20 protein-coding genes and 1 pseudogene are annotated in these 22,075 nt (G+C 34.6%); 15 read left to right on the top strand and 6 right to left on the bottom strand.

Annotation, left to right across the window (positions count from 1 at the left end):
- The first annotated feature begins 151 nt into the window (after window positions 1–151).
- A complete protein-coding gene (locus tag GFJ36_RS17175; RefSeq protein WP_087984211.1) occupies window positions 152–793 on the top strand; it encodes an ATP F0F1 synthase subunit alpha in 642 nt (213 codons plus the stop codon).
- A 177-nt stretch (window positions 794–970) separates the two neighbouring features.
- Here the strand turns inward: GFJ36_RS17175 and GFJ36_RS17170 are convergent, their stop codons facing one another.
- On the bottom strand, window positions 971–1,225 hold the full coding sequence (locus tag GFJ36_RS17170; RefSeq protein WP_087984265.1) for a SunI/YnzG family protein: 255 nt from the start codon (window positions 1,223–1,225) through the stop codon (window positions 971–973).
- Window positions 1,226–1,498: 273 nt separating this feature from the next.
- On the opposite strand from GFJ36_RS17170, the gene GFJ36_RS17165 reads away from it, so the two are divergent.
- From GFJ36_RS17165 to GFJ36_RS17150, 4 genes are all read left to right on the top strand, one after another.
- Window positions 1,499–1,768, top strand: a complete 270-nt coding sequence (locus tag GFJ36_RS17165) for a 2TM domain-containing protein (RefSeq protein ID WP_087984212.1) — start codon at window positions 1,499–1,501, stop codon at window positions 1,766–1,768.
- 351 nt (window positions 1,769–2,119) lie between these two features.
- Window positions 2,120–2,959 carry a YitT family protein gene (locus GFJ36_RS17160; protein ID WP_000747488.1) on the top strand — a complete coding sequence of 280 codons (840 nt, stop codon included), beginning with the start codon at window positions 2,120–2,122 and terminating at the stop codon, window positions 2,957–2,959.
- A 152-nt stretch (window positions 2,960–3,111) separates the two neighbouring features.
- Window positions 3,112–3,789, top strand: coding sequence for a response regulator transcription factor (locus tag GFJ36_RS17155; protein WP_097889851.1), 678 nt, complete (start codon window positions 3,112–3,114; stop codon window positions 3,787–3,789).
- 1 nt (window position 3,790) lies between these two features.
- Entirely contained in the window at window positions 3,791–5,167 is a 1,377-nt protein-coding gene (locus tag GFJ36_RS17150; RefSeq protein ID WP_087984215.1) for a sensor histidine kinase, read from the top strand.
- 186 nt (window positions 5,168–5,353) lie between these two features.
- Here GFJ36_RS17150 and GFJ36_RS17145 read toward each other — a convergent pair whose 3' ends face one another.
- On the bottom strand, window positions 5,354–6,613 hold the full coding sequence (locus GFJ36_RS17145) for an MFS transporter (RefSeq protein ID WP_097889852.1): 1,260 nt from the start codon (window positions 6,611–6,613) through the stop codon (window positions 5,354–5,356).
- Between the two features lie 69 nt (window positions 6,614–6,682).
- Window positions 6,683–7,306, bottom strand: a complete 624-nt coding sequence (locus tag GFJ36_RS17140; RefSeq protein WP_087984217.1) for an ArsR/SmtB family transcription factor — start codon at window positions 7,304–7,306, stop codon at window positions 6,683–6,685.
- Between the two features lie 185 nt (window positions 7,307–7,491).
- Between GFJ36_RS17140 and GFJ36_RS17135 the strand changes: the two genes are divergently transcribed.
- Complete coding sequence (locus GFJ36_RS17135) at window positions 7,492–8,556, top strand: ABC transporter permease (RefSeq protein WP_087984218.1); 1,065 nt, start codon at window positions 7,492–7,494, stop codon at window positions 8,554–8,556.
- A complete protein-coding gene (locus GFJ36_RS17130) occupies window positions 8,556–9,227 on the top strand; it encodes an ABC transporter ATP-binding protein (RefSeq protein ID WP_087984219.1) in 672 nt (223 codons plus the stop codon). Before GFJ36_RS17135 ends, GFJ36_RS17130 begins: the two co-directional genes overlap by 1 nt.
- Window positions 9,228–9,276: 49 nt before the next feature.
- On the opposite strand, the gene GFJ36_RS17125 is transcribed toward GFJ36_RS17130, so the two are convergent.
- Both GFJ36_RS17125 and GFJ36_RS17120 read right to left on the bottom strand, forming a co-directional pair.
- On the bottom strand, window positions 9,277–10,395 hold the full coding sequence (locus tag GFJ36_RS17125; protein WP_097889853.1) for an LPXTG cell wall anchor domain-containing protein: 1,119 nt from the start codon (window positions 10,393–10,395) through the stop codon (window positions 9,277–9,279).
- A gap of 150 nt (window positions 10,396–10,545) precedes the next feature.
- Window positions 10,546–11,004: an ATP-binding protein gene (locus GFJ36_RS17120; protein WP_227557293.1), complete on the bottom strand. Its 459-nt coding sequence runs from the start codon at window positions 11,002–11,004 to the stop codon at window positions 10,546–10,548.
- Window positions 11,005–11,344: 340 nt separating this feature from the next.
- On the opposite strand from GFJ36_RS17120, the gene GFJ36_RS17115 reads away from it, so the two are divergent.
- From GFJ36_RS17115 to cuyA, 6 genes are all read left to right on the top strand, one after another.
- Window positions 11,345–12,259 (top strand): class I SAM-dependent methyltransferase, encoded by a 915-nt coding sequence (locus GFJ36_RS17115; protein WP_141542795.1) that lies wholly within the window; start codon window positions 11,345–11,347, stop codon window positions 12,257–12,259.
- A 109-nt stretch (window positions 12,260–12,368) separates the two neighbouring features.
- Window positions 12,369–12,692, top strand: a complete 324-nt coding sequence (locus tag GFJ36_RS17110) for a hypothetical protein (protein ID WP_087984266.1) — start codon at window positions 12,369–12,371, stop codon at window positions 12,690–12,692.
- A 59-nt stretch (window positions 12,693–12,751) separates the two neighbouring features.
- On the top strand, window positions 12,752–13,864 hold the full coding sequence (locus GFJ36_RS17105; RefSeq protein WP_087984222.1) for an aminopeptidase: 1,113 nt from the start codon (window positions 12,752–12,754) through the stop codon (window positions 13,862–13,864).
- 435 nt (window positions 13,865–14,299) lie between these two features.
- Complete coding sequence (locus GFJ36_RS17100; protein WP_087984223.1) at window positions 14,300–15,841, top strand: serine hydrolase domain-containing protein; 1,542 nt, start codon at window positions 14,300–14,302, stop codon at window positions 15,839–15,841.
- Window positions 15,842–16,037: 196 nt separating this feature from the next.
- Window positions 16,038–17,270: a DUF4073 domain-containing protein gene (locus tag GFJ36_RS17095; protein ID WP_087984224.1), complete on the top strand. Its 1,233-nt coding sequence runs from the start codon at window positions 16,038–16,040 to the stop codon at window positions 17,268–17,270.
- A 310-nt stretch (window positions 17,271–17,580) separates the two neighbouring features.
- Window positions 17,581–18,576, top strand: coding sequence for a D-cysteate sulfo-lyase (cuyA, locus tag GFJ36_RS17090; protein WP_001046585.1), 996 nt, complete (start codon window positions 17,581–17,583; stop codon window positions 18,574–18,576).
- A gap of 171 nt (window positions 18,577–18,747) precedes the next feature.
- Here cuyA and GFJ36_RS17085 read toward each other — a convergent pair.
- Window positions 18,748–19,037, bottom strand: a pseudogene (locus GFJ36_RS17085) (hypothetical protein).
- Window positions 19,038–19,139: 102 nt separating this feature from the next.
- Here GFJ36_RS17085 and GFJ36_RS17080 point away from each other — a divergent pair.
- Together GFJ36_RS17080 and GFJ36_RS17075 are read left to right on the top strand one after the other, a co-directional pair.
- Window positions 19,140–19,562, top strand: a complete 423-nt coding sequence (locus GFJ36_RS17080; RefSeq protein ID WP_087984227.1) for a YhfM domain-containing protein — start codon at window positions 19,140–19,142, stop codon at window positions 19,560–19,562.
- Between the two features lie 942 nt (window positions 19,563–20,504).
- Window positions 20,505–21,950: a L,D-transpeptidase family protein gene (locus GFJ36_RS17075; RefSeq protein ID WP_087984228.1), complete on the top strand. Its 1,446-nt coding sequence runs from the start codon at window positions 20,505–20,507 to the stop codon at window positions 21,948–21,950.
- Window positions 21,951–22,075 lie beyond the last annotated feature (125 nt).

The raw sequence follows: 22,075 nt of genomic DNA, 5'->3' as shown, positions 1-22,075 counted from the left end.
ATAGGGAAAAACGCTTTGTATTTAAAAAGTACAGTATGCAACATTGCATAAGAAAGATGGTTGCTATTTCGTACAACCTGTAACTATAATAGTTACAGGTTGGTCGTATCCAATCAAAAAATAAAATCATCATGAATGGAGATGTTTCATAATGGGTATGAAAAAATTAATTTTAGCAGGTGCTTTAGGAATCGCAGCATTATCAGGAACGAATTTACCAGGATTAGAAGTAACAAAAGCGAGTGCAGCTTCTATTGAATCGAATTTCTCGACGTTAGAAGGGCGAGTGGTAGAAGTAGATAACGGTGTAATTGTCGTAAAATCTAAGCAATATGAGGAGCCTGTTAGTGTATACATGGATACTTTCTCAAATGTGAAAGTAGGAGATGAGGTTAAAGCTACTGGGTCTATGATGCGTAATTTTACAGAATATATGGTTGCAACTGCAATTGAAAATACAACAAACAAGTTAGGCATGCACATGAAAGAAGATGGCTCACCTGATTATGTAATTGGGGAAGTATCAAAAGTTGGAATGATGGAAGAGGGGGGAGAAGGTTTTACAAAATATGTCGTAGTTGAGTATCCATCACTAAACGGTAAGAAAGTCATTATTGATGTTTTCTTAACGAAGGGACAAGTATTTAATACGGGTGAGAAAGTAAAAATTGATATGAAGTATGTGGGCTGGGGCGGAAGTTCTATTAACTGGAACACAACGGACAATATTGAAAAAGTTTATGAGGTAAAGAGCAACGTTGAAAATAATGATGATGTTTGGATTTGGTCTTAATTAAACTTCTGTAAATAACAAATGTATCATGCAGTACCCAGCAAATGGTCATACACATGACTATTTGCTGGGTACTTTTTGTTTGTTTTTACATCATTGTATCTATAATAATTTTTAAAATGCGGGTATACAGTTGAATCGAATAAACCCATATAAACAAGTGTTTTATCCTATTGCTTATGCATTGATTTTATTCAAAATTGAGACTCTATTGGTCGTAAATAATAGATAATTTTGTTTTACTGTTCTGATTAAAATCCGGTCTGTTGTAGCGTATGCTGTTCCAATTCGGATTACGTTTTCTTCTTCTACACCAGCATAGGTTTCATCTTCTGCAACTTCAATAATTTCACTTAATGGAATTTGAATCTTAGCTAGTTGCCATGAAATAATTAATTCTCCATCTGTTTTTTTGACATCGATACCTAGCATGTTACCAAAACCTTTCTGTATTAAAATATCGCTGTTAATTTTATTATACAGATTTAAAGGTTTTATTTCTATTGTGAAATTTGATTTTTCAATTTTTTTACAAGGTATCGTACTACGAACAAAAAAGGTATCCACTAGTACCTGCAATCTTCCTGAAATGAAGACGATCTTTTTTATTTTTTGAATTTTTGAGAATAAGAGATTTTTGATTAGAATATGATGTTTAAATCGCAGCGAATTTAAAAAATAAAATGATGAAAGAGGTGTTTATATATGGAGCGAGATGAGGTTTATTTACGAGCTAAAAAAAGGGTGGAGAATTTAAAAGCTTTTTACATTCATTTAACGGTTTATATTCTAGTGAACTTAATGCTTTTTATTATAAATATAATCTCTGATTCAAGTAAATTATGGTTTTTATATCCACTTGCAGGTTGGGGGATAGGTATCGTTATACACGGTTTGACAACATTTCCAGTTGGGATATTCGGAAAAGAGTGGGAAGAACGAAAGATTAAAGAATATATGGAGAAAGGTAAGTAAATTTATTTCTGGGATGTACGAATATAAAATTTCATATAAATTTCTATGGTCAAATATTTGATGCGAAGTCTATTCTATAGCTTCGCCTATTTGCTTTGTATTCGAAGTTAGTGCGAGTGAGTATTGATATTCATTTTTTTAGCATCAATTGCATGTGAAATCAAAACTTTATTTGCAGCACATAATAAATACAGTTGTTGTACTTTTTTTATGACATGTGGATATAGGATAAAGTTGATTTATCATCCTATATTAAAATAAAAATAAACCACTGTTCGATTTGAATATTCCACGATATAATGGTGAGAGTTTATGACAGAATAAATATTTACATAAGAAGTGAGGTACTGTATGAAAAAAAGAACGACAGACATTATTTTTATTATTATCGGTGCATTTCTTTTTGCGTTAGGTGTCAATTTGTTTGTTATCCCGAACGAGTTTGGTGAGGGTGGGGTAACAGGTATCACGATTATTACGTACTATTTATTTGAATGGTCACCGGGCTTAGTTAACTTAATTTTAAATGCAATTTTGTTAATAGCCGGTTATAAATTTTTAAATAAGATCACAACAATTTATACGATTATCGCTGTAGTTACGAACTCGCTATTTCTTCATTTGACAGAAGGGTGGACGATTGCTTCGGATGAAATGCTCGTAAATGCCATTTTCGGAGGAATATTTATTGGATGCGGGATTGGTCTTATTATTCGCGTTGGCGGAACAACTGCAGGTACTACCATCTTAGCAAGAATGACGCATAAGTATTTAGGATGGAGCATTAGCTACGGTCTACTGTTCTTCGATTTAATCGTTGCGTTTTCATCTTATTTCATCATTGGTGCAGAAAAACTGATGATAACAATTATTATGCTATATGTAGCAACGAAAGTGATGGAATTTGTAATTGAAGGTTTAAATCCGAAGAAGGCTATTACGATTATTTCTGATAACCCAAATGAAATTGCCGGGAAGGTAACTACGTTAATGGGCAGAGGGGTTACCGTGTATTCAGGTCATGGCTATTACACGAAAACTCCGAAGGAAATTCTTTATGTTGTTATTAATAAGCAAGAAGTAGTAAAACTAAAACGGATTGTTCAAACTACAGATCCAGCCGCGTTTATCGCTATACACGATGTTCGGGACGTATTTGGAGAAGGATTCGTTGATATTTCTAAAGCTTAGAACTTATTTTTCATTAAAATAATCTTAAAACTAAAACGTAAGAATCTATTTTGAATAATCTTTTTTCAAAATAGATTCTTTTTCTTTTTCTTGCAAAAAATCCAATTGTTTCTTAAGGTAAGGATGTAGAAGGATGAACAAGAGAGGGTTTAATGAAGATGATACATATTTTATTAGCTGATGATGATAAGCATATTAGAGAGTTGTTACATTACCATTTACAAAAAGAGGGGTTTAAAGTTTTCGAAGCGGAAGATGGAAAAGTAGCGCAAGACATTTTAGAGAAAGAAAATATTCACCTTGCGATAGTAGACATTATGATGCCATTTGTTGATGGCTATACGTTATGTGAAGAAATCCGGAAGTATCATGATATACCGGTTATTTTATTAACTGCGAAAGATCAGTTAGTTGATAAAGAAAAAGGATTCATTTCTGGTACGGACGATTATATTGTAAAACCGTTTGAACCAGCTGAAGTTATTTTCCGTATGAAAGCATTATTGCGTCGTTATCAAATGCTTAATGCTGATATGATTACGCTGCACGGTACGACTATTGATCGAAAAGGGTTTGAAGTGAAGTGTAACGGTCAAACAATTTTACTACCGCTAAAGGAATTTGAATTGTTATCGCAACTGGCTAGTTATCCTGGAAGAACATTTTCAAGGGAAGAATTAATTGAATTAGTATGGGGAATGGATTTTGAAGGGGATGAACGAACGGTTGACGTTCATGTGAAACGACTGAGAGATCGCTTCTCAAAACGAACAGATGATTTTCAAATTACGACAGTACGCGGACTCGGTTATAAGTTGGAGTTGAAATAAAATGAAATCATTATACTCTAGATTTGTTTTTATGACGGTTGGGATCATGCTACTTAGCAGTATTATCGGTTTTTTATTAACAAATGTGTACTATCAAGTGAAGTTAAAACCGTACAACAGTGAAAAGATTTTAATGTATGCGGAAGAAGTAAAATCGTTATATGAAAAGCAAAGTGAAGAAAATCAAGAGGCATACTTACAGTCTATTGCGAAGTTAGGATATGAAATTTATATTGTCGATGATAAAAAGAATGGAAAACGTATCGGCAACGCGTTTCGTAAGACAACAATAAGTGATGATACCGTTCATAAAGTATTGAATGGCGAAACGTTTAATGGTGTTTCTACGTATCCAACACGTCTCTTTATTACAGGTTTTTTCGATAATGAATTAATAAATAGTGTCGGTGTACCAGTGCGACACGGTGATAAACAGTACGCTTTATTTATTCGTCCTGACATTCAGAACCAATTTGGCGAGATGCGAATTTTCTTAGCGGTATTACTTGGGTTTATCGTATTATTAAGTATTATCTTTATAGCGATTGCAGCAGGTTATATCGTTCGTCCCATTCGAACATTTACGAAAGCGACTCAAAAGATTGCAAGTGGTGAATATGATATCGAATTAGATGAAAATCGAAAAGATGAAATTGGTACATTAGCAACTAATTTTCAAAAGATGACGAAAAGTATTAAAGAATTAGATGAGATGAGACAAGAATTCGTTTCGAATGTTTCACATGAATTTCAATCGCCACTTTCTTCTATACAAGGGTTTTCGAAAACATTGCAAACAGAAAAGATGAGCGTGGAAGAAAGAAACCATTACTTACAAATTATTGAGGGCGAAAGTAAGCGAATGTCTAGTTTATGTAAACAGTTACTTACGCTAGCTTCACTAGATAAAGAAGAAAAAGTATTACAAATAAAAGAACTCAATTTGCAGAAGCAAATTAAAGACGTTATTTTTATGCTCGAATGGAAATGGCGTGAAAAAGATATCGCCGTTGAATTTGATGTGCCGGATATTACAATACAAGGTGATGAAAACTTACTTCATCAAGTATGGAGTAATATTTTTACGAATAGCATTAAGTTTTCAAACGACGGCGGAACGATTGAATTTGTTGTAGAAGAACTAGAGTCGAGCGTGATGATCTCTATATCAGACAACGGAATCGGTATGGAAAAAGAAGAAATGGATCGTATATTTGATCGTTTTTACAAAGTAGATACTGCAAGGGCAAGAAACGTAGAAGGTAGTGGTTTAGGATTATCGATTGTGCAGAAAATTGTTGAACTGCATAACGGAAACGTTTCAGTATATAGTACGAAAGGGGAAGGGACTACTGTTCAGGTGGAGCTTCCGAAATAGATGGAAGAGGCTGCTTCGGAACAGCCTCTTCTTTTTGTCATTTTTTGTCGATAAATCGATATAATCGGAAAATCGCTGATATAATTTGAGTTGCGCCGATATATTATGAAAATCGCTGATATAATCCGAGTTGCGCTGATATATTTGAAAAATCGCCGATATAAATTTCACGTACTGCCACTTCTGCTATAAAGCTGTACTTTTCCCGCGCTCTACTTTAAACCGAACCCCAAAAGTATCCGCTGTAATCTCATCAGCTTTCGGCAATGCTCGTAATTTTGGATGAAGTAGCCATACGAGAGAAATAAATAAAATACCGATGCTAGCGAGCGCGAAAATGAGTTGGCTACTAAATAGATTTGCGGCGTATCCACCAATTAAAGAACCGAACGGCATAGCAATTGTGCCCATACTTCGCATGACTGAGTTTATGCGTCCAATATACTGATTTGGAATTACAATTTGACTAATTGTCGCAAATAATATGTTGGTTGCACCAATTGGAATCCAGGCTAGACCGAATAAGAGAATAGACAACCACTGAAACGGTACGATTGTAGAGAGAAACCAAAAGATAGCACCAGTTGCAAAGCCAATAATAGAGACACGGCCAACATTACGTTTACCAACCCATGAACTGCATAATGCTCCAATTAAACTGCCGGCTGATATAGCGGCTAAGAAGAAGCCATATGATTTCACGCCTCCTAAAGAATCAGCGAAAGAAGGGAGTATTGCCATCGTCATACCGATTGAAAAATTAGCGACTACTGAACCGATTAAGAATACGCCCATTAATGAACGGAAGACGATCGAAAAACCTTCTTTTAAATCAGTGAAATATTGTTTAGTTGAAAGTGATGTATTGGTTTCTGCTTGCTTTGGCATTTTCAATGAAAAGAACAAAAGGGCAGTAATCGCGAATGTAATAGAGTCAATTACATATAAAGTGATTGCGCCAAGTAGTGCTACTAATATGCCAGAAAGCGTCGTGCAAATTAAATCAATGCCTTGATACGCAAATGAAAAGAGAGAATTTCCTTTTAATAGTTGTGTTTTATGAAGTAGAAGTGGTAAAGCTTTTGACTGTGCGGGATAGGCGAATTGTTCGATAAAGGCTACGATGGGCATGATGATGAGTAGTAGTTGAACTGTTAATAGATCGAAGTAGTGTGTAATAGGAATGATTAAAATAAGCATGCATTGCAAAACTTGTGTAATGACGAGAGTGTTTTTTATTGACCATCTATCAACGAATGGACCAGTAAGAAATTGTAATGCAGAAGGTAATAATGTAAGGAAACCAGCCAATCCAGAATAAAAAGGATTACCACTCAGCTTGTATACGAGCCACATCGCGGCTACATAATACAAACTATCTCCTATGTTTGTAAAAATTCTCCCTAAAAACAATAAGAGGAAATTCCGGTTTTTTAATAAGTCCATTTAATCTACTCCTTTATAAAAAATTTATTCGGTAAAATAAATTTGACCGTTACTGTAAAAAAAATCGTATTACGATTTTTTTTCTTTTTTCACAAATCGCTGCATTGCTTTTTCATCGATTTGTAGTGCAGTAGTAGAGATGTAATAAGATTTACTATTTGGATCTTTATCTGCGTCTTTTGCGATATCATTTAATTCAGCCATTAATTCATGAAATTTTTTCACCCACACTTGAAATTGTTCTGGCGTGGCATCAAACTCCCAGCAAGATGAAACGTAATTCCACTCAGCTGGATCTTCGCTTACTTTTCGTAATGTAAAAGCTTCTTCTGGTGCAGCGAGAATATGACTTTTCGTTCTTTCCGTCATTTGTAAAAAGATTTGGCGACCTGATTCGCTTAATATTTCTAAATGAGGTAATAGGTCCGCGGCAGGGGTGAAGCCTCTAGCGACAGATTGATAAAACTTTTGAATGATGCCATTCTTTTCTTCTGTATAAACAATTTCTATAAAACCATTCTTTTCTAATTCTTTTAAATGATAATGAATTTTAGCCCTTGGAATGCCGAATTTATCAGATAGTAGTTGTCCTGTATAAGGACGTTCACATAGACGCATCATCATTTCGACACGAAGTGGATCGCTTATTGCTTTTAGTTGGCTATAAGTAGTTAGTGTTAACATGGGCTTCAACAAGATCAACTCCTCAAATAAAATTACTCGGTCAAGATTATTTGACTGAATTGTATCAAGGATTCTGGTTATTTTCAATACTTTCCGAAAATTAAATCTTCTCCTCTGTAATCTTCTGTTCATATTCCGTTCATATTTCTTTTTTATGATAAGTGCATAGAAAGAAAGAGGAAGGAGCGAGCGAAATGTTTTTAGCTCTGCGTGAATTAAAACAATCAAAATTAAGATACGGATTAATCGGACTGATTATGGTGTTATTATCATTTTTAGTTCTTGTTATTTCAGGATTAGCAAATGGACTATCATATGATAATGCTTCATCGATTCAAAATATGGAGGCAAATAAGTTCGTTTTAGCAGATGATGCGGAAAATAAATTACTTCGTTCACAAATTAAGAAAGACGATGTAGATAACGTAGTCAATCAAGTAGGCGACAAAGAGGCCGTTCCGTTTCGTGTGAAAGTTTCAACGTATGAAAAGAAAGATAGTTCGAAAAAAGTAGATGTTGCTATTTTCGCAAGTGAACGTGATTCATTTTTAGAACCGAACATTGTAAAAGGTGAGAAATTAGGTACAGCAAATAACGAAATGGTTGCTGATGAATCAATTAAAGAAAAAGGAGTCGATATTGGCGATACAATTATTGATCCTGTTTCAAAGAAAGAATTTAAAATTGTTGGATTTACGAAAGATCAAATGTTTAGCCATACACCAGTCGTTTATGTAAATGAAGATGTATGGGGATCTATTTCACAACCAAACCAAAAAGATTATAGTGCAATTGCACTGAATACAGATAAAGAAATTAAAAATGCACATGTTATCGACAAAAAAGAAGTACTGCAAAGTATTCCAGGATTTAAAGAAGAGCAAGGAACATTAACGATGATCATTGCGTTCTTACTAGTTATCGCTGCGTTACTAATCGGTGTATTCTTCTACGTCATTACATTGCAAAAAACACAGCAATTAGGTGTATTAAAAGCAATTGGTACGAAGAATTCTTATTTAGCAAATAGTTTAGTCGTGCAGGCGTTATTCTTATCAGTCGTTGCGATGGTAATTAGTATTGTTCTTGTACAAGGATTAGAACAAATTTTACCAGCAGGTATGCCGTTCTTATTAACAACACCGATGATTGCACAATATGCAGCAATCTTCATCGTAATTAGTATTTTAGGAACACTTATTTCGTTATACCAAGTATTAAAAGTTGATGCATTAGAAGCAATTGGAGGCGGGATGTAATGACTTCATTATTAAAATTAGACAAAGTAAGTAAAGTGTACGGAGAAGGGAATACGGAAGTAACAGCCCTTCATCCGATGTCGCTTAATGTGAAAGCTGGAGAATTTATCGGAATCGTCGGTCCTTCTGGATCAGGGAAAAGTACGTTATTATCAATCGCGGGTGCGTTATTATCACCGTCAAAAGGGGATATTTACATTCGTGAGCAAAATATTACGAAGCTATCAGAAAAGGAAATGACAGACATTCGTTTGAAAAAAATCGGCTTCATTTTCCAGTTTGCAAATCTTGTTCCATATCTAAATGTAAAAGAACAATTGCTTTACATTGCAAAGCTTAAAAAAGAAAACAAACAAGACTCAGAAAAGCGTGCGGATCATTTATTAGCGGCATTTGGATTAGGAGAAAGAAAAAGTCATTATCCAAATCAACTATCTGGCGGGGAAAAACAAAGGGTAGCAATCGCTCGCGCGTTCATGAACAACCCAGATTTAATATTAGCGGATGAACCAACTGCAAGCTTAGACTCAAAACGCGCACGTGAAGTTGTAGAAATGATGAAACGTGAAGTGAAAGAGAGCCAAAAAGCAGCAATTATGATTACGCATGATGAAAGAATGCTTGATGTATGTGATCGTATATTGACGCTAAGAGATGGGAAGTTAATATAAAGAAAAAAGACAATCGCACAAGTGTGCGGTTGTCTTTTTTATAATTGCTTTATTTTGAGAATAACGCTTTAATTTTATTTCGTGTAATTAATAAAACGCCGCCTAAGACAGATAACATACCTAAAGCCATAGTGTTTGATTGCTCACTACCAGCGTTAGGAAGTTCTTTAGCGTTATTGTTTGTGTTTGTAGTACCAGTCTTTGTTTCTGTTTGTTTCGATTGAGATACTTCATTAATTTTGTTATCTACATTTTGCTTCGTTGTATGTACCTCAGCTAATTTGTCCTCAATTTTTTTCTCAGTATGTTTAAAGTCGTTGATTTTAATATCTAAGTCTTGTTTTTTCTTTGTTAAATCATCTGAAACGGTTTGTTTCGCTTGTTTTATTTCGTTAATTTTATTTAGTAATTCTTCTCTAGCTTTTTGTAATTCAGCAAGTTTGTTTTTTACATCTTGTTTAGCTAGTTCTAAGTTAGCGGAAAGACTATCTAAATTACCTTTAATTTTCTTAAGTTCCTCTAACGTGTTCCCAGTATGCGGCTTATTTTCTTTTAGCTCAGCAAGTTTGTCCTCAGCAGTTTGTTTCGCTTTCTTTAACTCAGCTAATTTTTCATCTACCTGTTTTTTAACTTCCTTAAGTTCATTAACCTTTTGATCAATGTTCTCTTTATGTTGCTTAATTTCATTCACTTTTTCATCGACAGTTTGTTTATGTTCTTTAATCTCATTCACTTTGTTATCGATATTTTGCTTATGTTCTTTCACTTCAGCAACTTTATCTTCTACTTGCTTTTTATGCTCTTTAATTTCAGCGATTTTATCTTCGGCGATTTGCTTGTCCTGCTGAAGTTTTGCATCTAGCTCTTCTTTACGTTGTTTTATTTCGTTAATTTTTTCATCAGCAACTTGTTTACGCTCATGTAGTTCATTAACCTTCGTGTCAACATTTTCCTTAACTTGGTTAAGTTCATTCAACTTTTGATCCACGTTTTCTTTGTGCTGCTGTAATTTCGCATCTAATTCTTGTCTATGTTGCTTAATTTCAGCTAATCGATCTCCTGTACTTTGCTGAGGAGTAGCATCAGTTACTTCCGCATGAGCAGAATTTGCGCCAGCAATCATTGCTAAAGCTAGTGTAGACGCAGCGATAGTTTGTTTTGTTTTCATATTTTTGTACCTCTTTTCTTTCATATGCATGAGCTGTTTTGTGTAAAATTGAGCATATAGAAGTAGATTATCTTATCATTATATACCATGTAGGATGTCTAGAGGAAGTATTTGCATAATAATCTATCATTATGTAATTATGAAATTCTCTTATTTTGGAGTAGGGGACAAATCTTTAGCAAGGTGAACAATTTCTTCTATAGTAGAGTTTACATCATTACTATTACGAATAACAAACAAATAATCAGCCTCGTTTTCTATAGGATTTACCACATCTTCGTGAAGTGATTCAGACTGTTGTCGATCGAGTACTTCTTTGAAACTACAATAATCACCTCTAAAAATATTGGTACTTCGCGTGCTTCGAGCTACTCTTTCGTAAAGTGCATCATTTGGAATGTCAAAATGAACGAGTATACGTACATATTCCTCTTTCTGAAACAATTCATTTAGCAAATACATCCGGCCGTTTTGGTTTCTATTTGAGTTGCAAATAATAAGATGTAAACTTGTATGTTCTTTTGCATAATCAACAATGAATTTCGAAAGACCGTGTTTAAATGTATTTGGGCCTTCGTCCGGCTGTAATTTTTCATAATGCGTGTTAATGAATTCAGCTTAGTTATCTTGATCCATAACGAAAGAGTGGGGTAACTTTTTTTCTAGTTCTTTAGCAAATGTAGTTTTTCCGCTGTGTGTTTTACCTACTGTAATGATCACTAATCGTTTCATATTGTCCTCCATATGTATTGTTATCATTTGGGACATTCGATGTGAATTGACAATTTTCCTGCTAGAGAATATACAAAATGTCGGAGTAGCAGGCTGAAAACTTGACAAAAAAACTTATTTATGCTATAATTTACCAATATGAAAATGAAGTGTATAATAGGGTTCTCCTGGCCAGGGGAACCCTATTTTTGTTGTGAAAATGAAGGAGTGTATGTGCGTGAAAAAAGGTGAAGCGAGTGTAACGTCGCTAGTATCAGCTTTCGGAAGGGCGTACCATAGTGAATTTGATAGTCCTAAAATCTTTGATGATTATGTAGCTAAAGATTTCATTTCAAAAAAAGAACGTAACGATATTGAAACAAATATGGTCCAAGGAATCCATTTTTTCAATACAGACATTGCACAAAAGTTTCAAGACAATACACAAGAAATATTAAAATGGATTACACAAGTTCAATTATCACCAACACCTTTGGCACGTGCGGCATATTGTGAAAGAGTATTGCTACATGAAATTACATTAGGCGCAAAACAATACGTCATACTCGGTGCAGGCTTAGACACATTTAGTTTTAGACACCGAGAGTTAGAAAATAAAATAGAAATATTTGAAGTGGATCATCCTTCTACGCAAGCGTTTAAAATACAAAGAGTGAAAGAAGCAGAGTATGAAATGCCAAGCAATCTTCATTTTGTTTCGATGGATTTCACTACAGATTTCTCGAGGCAAACATTAGTAAATGAAGGATTTGAAAATAAAAAGACGTTCTTTAGCCTATTAGGTGTTACGTACTATTTAACGAAAGAGGAGCTTTCTAGTTTAATAGTAAATTTATTCGAGATGGTTCCAGTGGGGAGCTCTATCGTATTCGATTATCCGGATGAAAACTTATTTACGGAAAAAGGATTGTCCAATCGAGTTGAAAATATGGTGAAAATGGCTGCAGTAGGCGGAGAACCGATGAAATCGTGTTTTTCTTATGCTGAAATGGAAGCACTGTTAGAGAAGGTAGGCTTACTCATTTATGAGCACTTATCACCAGAGGATATTCATACATTATATTTTGAAGGACGAAACGATTATTTAAAAGCTTTTGAGACGGTGCATTATGTGCATGCGGTGAAGAAGTAAGGAATTAGTAGGCATGGGGAGAAATCTCTGTGTCTTTTTTTATGAAAAAAGGAGATGGGGTGCAGTGGTGGAAAGTATTAAATACATTGCTATTGGAAGGCGGGGAATGATGAAAAATTATATAGGGGTAGCCGCTGCTATAAGTATTTTTATCCTTACAATTGTTTTTCTATATTTCAACCCATATAGCAATCAAGAGCTTGATAAGGAAGTATATATCACTGTATTTTTCATGTTCTTACTTCCTTCTTTTCTAGCAGTAATTGCGGTAGTTGCTAGGAAAAAGACTTTTATGATCGTTTGCTGCATTTGGATGTTGCCAGGAACTCTTTATTTAGGTGTAGTGGCGATACCTAGTTTATGGAATACATACGTTATATTTTTCATAATGTATTGTTTAGCTATTGTTTGGACGAGGAGGAGAAATGCTTAAAGAAAGTAGTTCTCTTTTTTATTCATGTATTGAAATGGTAGTGAAGGGACGAAGGTGTAATGAAGCGAAAACTATCGAAATTAGCAGATATACTAGTCAATCATTCTACAAAAGTACAGCCTGGTGATCAAGTGTTGATCCAAAGTGTTACAGAAATAGATCCCGCAGTCGTTCGTGAAATTATTAAGTCCGTAGAAAAAGCAGGTGGATATGCGCATGTATCAATGCGCGATGTGTCTGTAACGAGGCAATTAATTTTTTCGGGATCTGAAGAACAATTTAAGTTGTTAGCAGATTGGGAGTGTTACCGATTAAGTAAGATGCAAGTGTATATTAATCTCCGAAGCCCTAGAAATGCATATGAATTAGCAGATGTACTAGCAGAAAAAATGAAATTATATCAAAAGGTATTTGGAAAAGCGCATAGTGAAGCAGTGTATAAAACGAGATGGGTGACAACGCGAATTCCGAATGCAGCATCTGCACAAGAAGCGAATATGAGTACTGAGGCTTATGAAAAATTTTATTTTGATGTATGTACGCTAGATTATAATAAAATGTCCAAAGCAATGGAGCCATTAAAAGAATTAATGGAAAAGACAAAACGAGTGAGGATTATTGGAGAAGGAACGGATTTGGAGTTTTCCATTGAAGGAATAGGCGTTTTAAAGGGGGATGGCACGGATAACATTCCGGATGGCGAAATATATACAGCACCTGCCAAAGGTTCTGTAAATGGAGTAATAACATGTAACACAGTATCTGTTCAACAAGGTTGTGCATTTCGAAATATAAAGTTACATATGAAGCATGGGAAAATAATAGAGGCATATGCAAATGATACAGAACGAATAAATCGAATTCTTGATACGGATGAGGGAGCAAGATATATTGGAGAATTTGCACTGGCGTTTAATCCCTATATATTACACCCGATGAATAATACGTTATTTGATGAAAAAATAAACGGTAGTTATCATATAGCAATTGGAGATTCGCTACAAGGTGCAGACAACGGAAATAAATCAGCGATACATTGGGATTTAGTAAACATTCAAAGGCCAGAGTATGGCGGCGGTGAAATTTGGTTTGATGATGTACTGATAAGAAAAGATGGACGGTTTATTTTACAAGAGTTGTTCGGATTAAATGAAGAAAATTTGAAAAGATAAAAACTACGTTTATTTAAGTAGGCTACATAAAATAATCAATCTTTTTCATAAAAATTTAAGGAAGCCAAAAGAACCCCACACATTTTAATCAAAATGTGTGGGGTTCTTCTTTTTATAGAATAAATATTTGCAGCAATACTTTGGTCAAATTCTAATTAAAACTAAAATCCACCTTTTCTATTATAAATTTTTGTAGTTTGGAATATATCTATTTGATTAACCAAACTAGTATTTTAGGGGCCTTAACTCAAACAATAGATATAACTTCATATCAATCTTGTTAATGAATTTCATTGCCCTCAGATAAAGGACAATAGTAGATCTTTGATTTTTATTACAATTTTGTAAGGTTAAGTAATAAAAATCGATAGAACAGGATATTAGAATGGGATACTCTGATTAACGGATAGAATATTCTGAAAAAAGGTGGAGCAAATGAAGAATAGACAAAAAGCATCGATAATATGCAAAAGTATTTTATGTTTAATGATTTGTATATTCATTACGAATGAAGCATGGTTTACAAATGTGGTGAGGGCAGAATCGGGCATGTTGACTGATAGGTGTATAGAGAATTTCAAAAAAAAGCTGGATGAACAGGTACCAAAATGGCAGGAGAATTATGAGGCACCAGGGGTTGCAATAGGGATTGTACATGAGGGGCATATTGCTTATACACTTAACTACGGTTATGTAGACAAAAAGACAAAAAAAGCGGTGAGTGACGATACATTGTTTCAAGCTGGTTCCATATCTAAAAACCTTACAGCGTGGGGAATCCTACATCTTGTAGATGAAGGTCGTTTATCACTAGATGATCCCGTTGAAAAATATCTGACCAAATGGAAATTACCAAATTCAGAGTTTAATAATAATGAAGTCACAATAAGAAGATTGCTAAGCCATACAGCAGGGTTGTCTGCACATAAAGGATACCTCGGCGTTGCACCAGGGAAAAATCTTAATTCTATCGAGGAGTCTTTGTCTGGAAAAGGATGGATTAATGAACCAGTGGAGGTTACCAATAAACCAGGTTCAAAAACAATTTACTCTGGTGGCGGATATACAATTTTACAACTTGTAATTGAAGAGGTTACCGGAATACCGTTTGATCGTTATATGGAAGAACAAATTATGAAACCTTTAGGAATGAAATCTAGTTCATTCTTACAACGTCCTGAAAACCATAACCTTTCGAAAGCTTATGGATATTTTGGAGAGGAGCTCCCTAGTTACCAATTTACCGAGCAGGCTGCTGCAGGTCTTAAGACAAATGTTACGGATATGATGACATTGATACTTGCAAGCATGGATGCACATAATAAAGGGAATGGTGTCATCAAAAGTGAACGTGTTACGGAAATGCAAAAGCCAGTATTAGGGGAGAATGGTTTAGGTATATTTGAAAAAAACCTATCTAATCAATGGAAATTAATTTATCATTCTGGTGACAATCGAGGGTGGCATTCTTTTTATGGTTTCATTCCTAATACAAAGGATGGATTGGTAATCCTCACGAATAGTGAGGGTGGTATAGACTTACGACAGGATATTTACCACGCATGGATTCAATATGAAACTGGAAAATTACCTGAAAGTTACTTCTCTCTAGCTGAGCAGAGAAAAAACAACTCTATTACATCCATTGTTATTGGAGCCACACTTGGTTTATATTTGCTGCTATTTGTGATTAGATTGTACAAAGGTAGAAGAACTTTCATTTTTAAGCAAGAGAAGAGATCCTACATCGGATTAGTAGTTAGGACATTTTTACTTATTATTACTGCTATCCTCGTTTTTTGTGCTGCCTATTTTTGGAGAGTTTTCAGCTTGAATTCCGGTAATACAATAAATTTTATTCTAATAATGGTATGGATTATAACATTATTAATTAGTGGATTTTTCCCGAAAATTAGAAGTAATAAAAAACAACGTATGAAACGAAAAGATTTAACATCAAAATTTACATGTATGTAATGTTAAAAGCTAGAAAGCTAGATTGGCGTAAATCGCTAATTGTGGAGTGCGAAAAACGACAAAATCTCTTAAAAAACACTTAACTTTTAACTCCATCTATCTTTACAATCCCTCCTTATAATGTGAATTGGACAAGCACCTAAGAGAAAGCAGAATATGTCAGTTTGTACATTCTATAATTAGGGGGAGAATTTGTATGAAAAAGACAGTTGCTTCGTTAGCAGTTATGGCGGCATTATTGCCGACGTTTTCAGTGTATGCAGAAGGGAAAGAGCAAGTTCGAAAATCAGCTACAACTTTTAATGTTATTAGTGACATTCAAGGGGATTTAGGAGACTTTGATCATGTGTTAAAAGATATGAACAAAGTGACGCCACTTTCTAGAGCGCTTATTATGAATGGGGATATAACGCCAACTGGACAACAGTCACAATATGATGATGTGAAGCGTGTGTTAAACAAAAATAAGCATTCCGAGAATGTATGGTCAACTGTTGGGAATCATGAGTTTTATGCTGGTAAATGGACAGCTGATGGAAAGCTCTCTCAAAGTACATGGCCAAATGGTGTAACGGAAGAAACGCTATTTAACCGCTACTTACAATTTAGCGGGCAAGAAAAGGTATATCATAAAAAAGAATTAGACGGTTATCCGCTTTTATTTTTAGGAACTGAAAAATATATGAAATACCACGATTCAAAAATGTGGGATGAAGTATTTATGAGTGATGAGCAATTAGGTTGGTTAAAACAAAATTTAGAAGAATATAGCCAAAAAGATAAAAATAAGCCCATTTTCATTTTCTCTCATCACGTTTTACCGGATACAGTATCTGGATCAAGACAATCACCGTATTTAAATGACTATTTAAACGTGGATAAATTGTACGATATATTAAAAGATTACCCGCAAGTTGTTTTCTTCACGAGTCACACGCATTGGGATTTAAACTTACCGGACTGGGCTGGAAAAAAGAAAATTGCAGGCGGAGATGAAAAAGGATTTACAGTTGTAAATACGGGCGGTATTGAAACTGGATGGATGTCGGCTGGACCAAATGGCGGAGAGAAGACTGCTCCTGATGGCTATTCATTTAAACAAGGATTACAAGTGAAAGCATATGGTAACGATGTAATGGTAACAGCTTACGATTATAAACGTGATAAGGATATAAAGAAGCTATTAATTAGTGATGCGAAAGTCGCACAAATGGCACCAAATGTAACAGCTGACGATAGTAAAAATGTAATTGTCGGTGCAACGGAATATATGGAGTACTCTGTAGAAGGAACGAACGAATGGTTGACGTATAATCCAGGGAATGCTCCGAAATTTGATGGGAACAAGGTTGTACACGTACGTCATAAAGGCGAAATGAATTTAGAGCCAGGATTAACACAGCTTCTTCGATTTTCGGCAAATAAGTGATTAGTAAGGGCCTACTTTTTAATAAGTGGGCTCTTTTGTGTTGTCGTTTTTTATCGGTAAGTCGATATATTTCAAGTTATGGACGATATATTTGAAAAAATCGTTCATATAAACTTCATGTACCGAAATAAAGTGAAAGTTATTAATGTAATTTCACGTACGTATTGGAGTTAAAATTATTAATACAATTCCATTCACAAAAACCGAATTCCAACACATTTTTCACCCAGAAAGATGACTTCATCATTTTTACATGTAATAATAGTATCGTTACATACATTGTGAAAGAAGTACAAAAGGAGCGTTATTAATGAATTTAGCTAAATTCCCGAGAAAAAAATATACAGAGTCATATACTCCAATTGAAAAATTAAACAATTTTTCTGAAGCACTTGGTGGGCCTACTATTTATTTTAAACGAGATGATTTACTTGGTTTAACAGCTGGTGGTAATAAGACGAGAAAGTTAGAGTTTCTAGTTGCAGATGCACAGGCAAAAGGTGCAGATACGTTAATTACAGCTGGTGGTATTCAGTCAAATCATTGCCGTCTAACACTGGCAGCTGCGGTAAAAGAAAAAATGAAATGTATCCTTGTATTAGAAGAAGGGCTTGAGCCAGAAGAGAAGCCAGACTTTAACGGAAACTATTTCTTATATCATTTACTAGGTGCTGAAAATGTAATTGTTGTACCAAACGGAGCAGATCTTATGGAAGAGATGCATAAAGTAGCGAAAGAAGTAAGTGAAAAAGGTAATACACCATATGTAATACCAGTTGGTGGATCAAATCCTACTGGTGCAATGGGATACGTTGCTTGTGCGCAAGAAATTATGGCACAATCATTTGACCAAGGAATTGATTTCAGTACAGTTGTTTGCGTAAGTGGTAGTGCTGGTATGCACGCTGGTTTAATTACTGGTTTTGCTGGAACACAAAGTCACATTCCTGTAATCGGAATCAACGTAAGTAGAGGAAAAGCAGAACAAGAAGAGAAAGTAGCAAAACTTGTAGAGGAAACGTCAGCTCACGTTGGTATTCCGAACTTTATCCCGCGCGAAGCTGTTACATGCTTTGATGAATATGTAGGACCAGGTTACGCGTTACCAACACCAGAAATGGTGGAAGCAGTTCAATTACTTGCGAAAACTGAAGGTATTTTACTCGATCCAGTATATACAGGTAAAGCAGTAGCGGGACTAATCGACTTAATTAAAAAAGGTACATTTAATAAAGAAGACAACATTTTATTCGTACATTCAGGTGGTTCACCAGCGTTATATGCGAATACATCTTTATTTGCGTAAGTGTAAAAAAGCATTGGGTATCCAATGCTTTTTTGTTATATAATGGAATTATTCTGGAATGAGAAGGGAGTTTATATGAGTACAAGTGTAAAATGGACCATATATACGGGTACTTAGCATTTCTATGTTACTAATTTTATTTGTGGCTTATGGAGTTTATTTATATTTCAATTAAGTGAAATGGTAACCAAACCAAAGGAAAAATAAAATAATCGCTGTGTTAAATAGAGTAAAACATAACCCGATAATGGCTAAAATTTTTTCTCAGCTCGGCTACAAAAAGAGATGACCGCTAATAGGATTGCTATAACAGCGGAAGCTAATATGAAGTAGGCGAAAGGTACGACATATTCTACTCCAACTCTGTCTAAAATAGGTGAGAAGAGAAAGAGATTAATAGTAACGAATATACTTACAATGAGAAACGTATAACTTTTCCAAGTGTATGTTTTTAACTGCATGGAACGATACTCCTTTCTCTTTATTATGTATATTTTTAAGTTTAAATTAATTACCTTTATTTTACAAATTAAAATATTTTGTATTGAAAAGAGGGTATTAATATGAAATTTAGAAATTGGTCTCTAGTTATTATTAGTATCTGTATATTCATAATAACCGGCTGTTCAAATGTACTAGAAAATGAAGATCAAAGAATCGAAGTGCAAAAACGTATTGGTGATAATGACTATGAAGATCTTAAGGTAGTGACAGATAATAATGAAGTGTTGCAAGTAAAGAAAATATTAAATGATACTACTTTTGAAAATAAAAAAGTGGAAATGTCTCGTCCAGCTGATTATCACTTCGTTTTTCAATTTAAAAACCCGAAAATAGAGGCGAAAGCTGTGTCGTATCAAATTTGGGTAAGCCCTAATAAGGATAAAATAGAAATCAAGACGGGGGATAATCGGTACGCTCAATTAGAAGGGAAACATGCAGCCACGTTTTTTCAGATCGTTACAGGGGAGAAGTTAGCTAAGTAAACATATATGGTTATAGGAATGCAGTGCGTATTTTGCATTTTGAGAGATACTTAGTTTTCAATAACAATAGTTATCTTTTGATATTGGAATAAATATTGAGAATCGGATAAAATGGAAATTGGACATTGACTTGATGAGCATGAGGTTCTACGCTTATAAGCGGATTCATGCACCTTAAGGTGTGCAGTAATCCGCTAATGAATAATAAAACTAGGAAATATATTGTTTTTACAAAGATTCGATGTTATGTTTAATTTTCTTAATATAATATTTCCCTTATATAGGAGTGGCTATTTGAAGAAGTTAATATTATTAGTTTTATTGGCTACATGCTGTCTCACCATTGCAGGATGTTCTAATAATAGGATTACACCAAAGGATGAGTCTAAAACTTCAACACCTGTAAAGGTTAAACGTATCAATAAAGCGTGGTACAAACATATATAATAGTTCAAAGAAACTTGAAATTGTTGATGAAAAAGATTATAAGGTGAAATTAGTTAGGCCGATAGTAATGTTGTGAAACCTGGCGAAAAGCAGGGAGCATGGTTTGCATTTAAATGTATAAAATATGCGACATTAAAATATTCACAAAAAAGAGTCTACATGTAGTCCCTTTTTTGTGGATATTTTTCATAAATAATAGACATTCTATGGTGCCTTCCCCTGATTTGAACCATCCGGAAATTATTTTACCAAGTTAAGTAGTGTCGCCCTTCAAAATTCGGCGAATGCGAGGGACCCGTAGTAGCTCGATTGATATGGTCCTTTTTTCACTTTATCTACCATCTTAATGTATCTGTCTATTAAAAAATCTAACTTTAATCGATTAAATGAGATGAAATCTGTTAAAAATAATGAAATTTCAGGAAAAATAAGGTACACTATTCAATGGTTTTGGTTTAAAATCGATTGACGTTAATGTATACGGGGGAAAGATTAATGAACAACAATACAGTAAATGAATCTGTTGAAGAAGTTGAGAAAAAACGGGTAAGATCAAAAAAACGCTTTACAAATTGGAAGCTTATCGCAGCGGGTGGCGGTTTAATTGCACTTCTTATTGGAGGAATGAGTTATTATCAAGCAACTCACTTCAATTCGAATGTTACGATTAACGATACAAAAGTCGGTGGTTTGAGCGCTGATCAGGCAATACAGAAATTAAAAACATCTGGACTAGCAAACAAGGTCTATATTGATCAACAACAAATTTTAGATGAACAAGATACAAAAACGGAACTGACGGAAAAAGACTTGCCACAAGTTAAGAAACTATTAAAAAGCCAGTGGACATTTTTCCCTTCTACAAAGGAAAAAGATTATTCATTGCTACCGGAAAAAGCGGATCAGTATCGTAGTGAAACGATGAAAAAACTTGTAGAAGAAAAGCTTGTTTCTATGAATGAAAAATTAAAAGCGCCTCAAGATGCTATGGCGAAGCTTGAACAAGGGAAAGTTGTAATTTCGAAGAGCGTTGATGGAAAACAGTATGACGTTACAAATCTACTAAAAGATTACGACAAGCAGAAGCATAAAAGCGAAATTTATCTGAAGTCTGCATACATACAGCCTATTAAAGAAGACGATCCAATCATCAAAAAAGAAGAGAAAGCATTACAAAATCTTCTTACGCAGTCTGTTGATTATAAAGTGCAGGATGAAGTGTATTCATTAAAAGCGAAAGATCTAATTCAAAATGCTACTATGTCAAAGGATATGAAAGTAAAAATCGATGCGAGCGACATTAAGAATAAGGTTGCTGAAATTAATAAGGCTAAATCTACATTACATAAAGACTTTGCTTTTAAAACACATTCTGGCTCGGTTATTTCAGTAAAGGGACAAGGATACGGCTGGGCACTAGATGTGGAAAAAGAAACAAAACAAGTTCAACAAGCCTTTGAGAAAGGCGAGAAATCGCTTTCTGCTTCTAATATTCACGGGAATGGTTGGGAGAAGGAAGGGATCGGCTATAAAACAACATCGAATAATGGCATTGGAGACACATATGCAGAAGTTTCTATTGCAGATCAACAAATTTGGATTTATAAAGATGGGAAATTAGTTGTCACAACCAATGTAGTAACGGGTAAACATAGCACGAGTGAAGATACATCACCAGGTGTGTGGTACGTTCTATATAAACGAACACCATACACGCTTAAAGGAAGCGCAGTAGGTAAAGCTGATTATGCAGTGAAAGTAGATTACTGGGTTCCATTCACAAATAGCGGTCAAGGATTCCATGATGCAGGCTGGCGAAAAGACTGGGGAAATAATGCTTATTTAACAGGAGGATCAGGCGGGTGTGTAAACCTTCTTCCTAACGTTGCAAAAACTGTATATGATAGTTTGAACACGTATGATCCAGTTATTGTGTACTAGAAAATAGTTACATATTAAGAAATAAATAAAGCGGGAAATCTTACTTGATGGTATATGAAAAAACACCTCTTGAATTCGCATGCGAATTCAAGAGGTGTTTTTTGTTTGAAAACAAGAGTTCATTG

The organism is Bacillus sp. EE-W1 (assembly GCF_009760835.1).
GTDB lineage: Bacteria > Bacillota > Bacilli > Bacillales > Bacillaceae_G > Bacillus_A > Bacillus_A wiedmannii.
The sequence above is the reverse complement of the archived record's forward strand: the minus strand, read 5'-3'. Positions and strand labels throughout refer to the sequence as shown.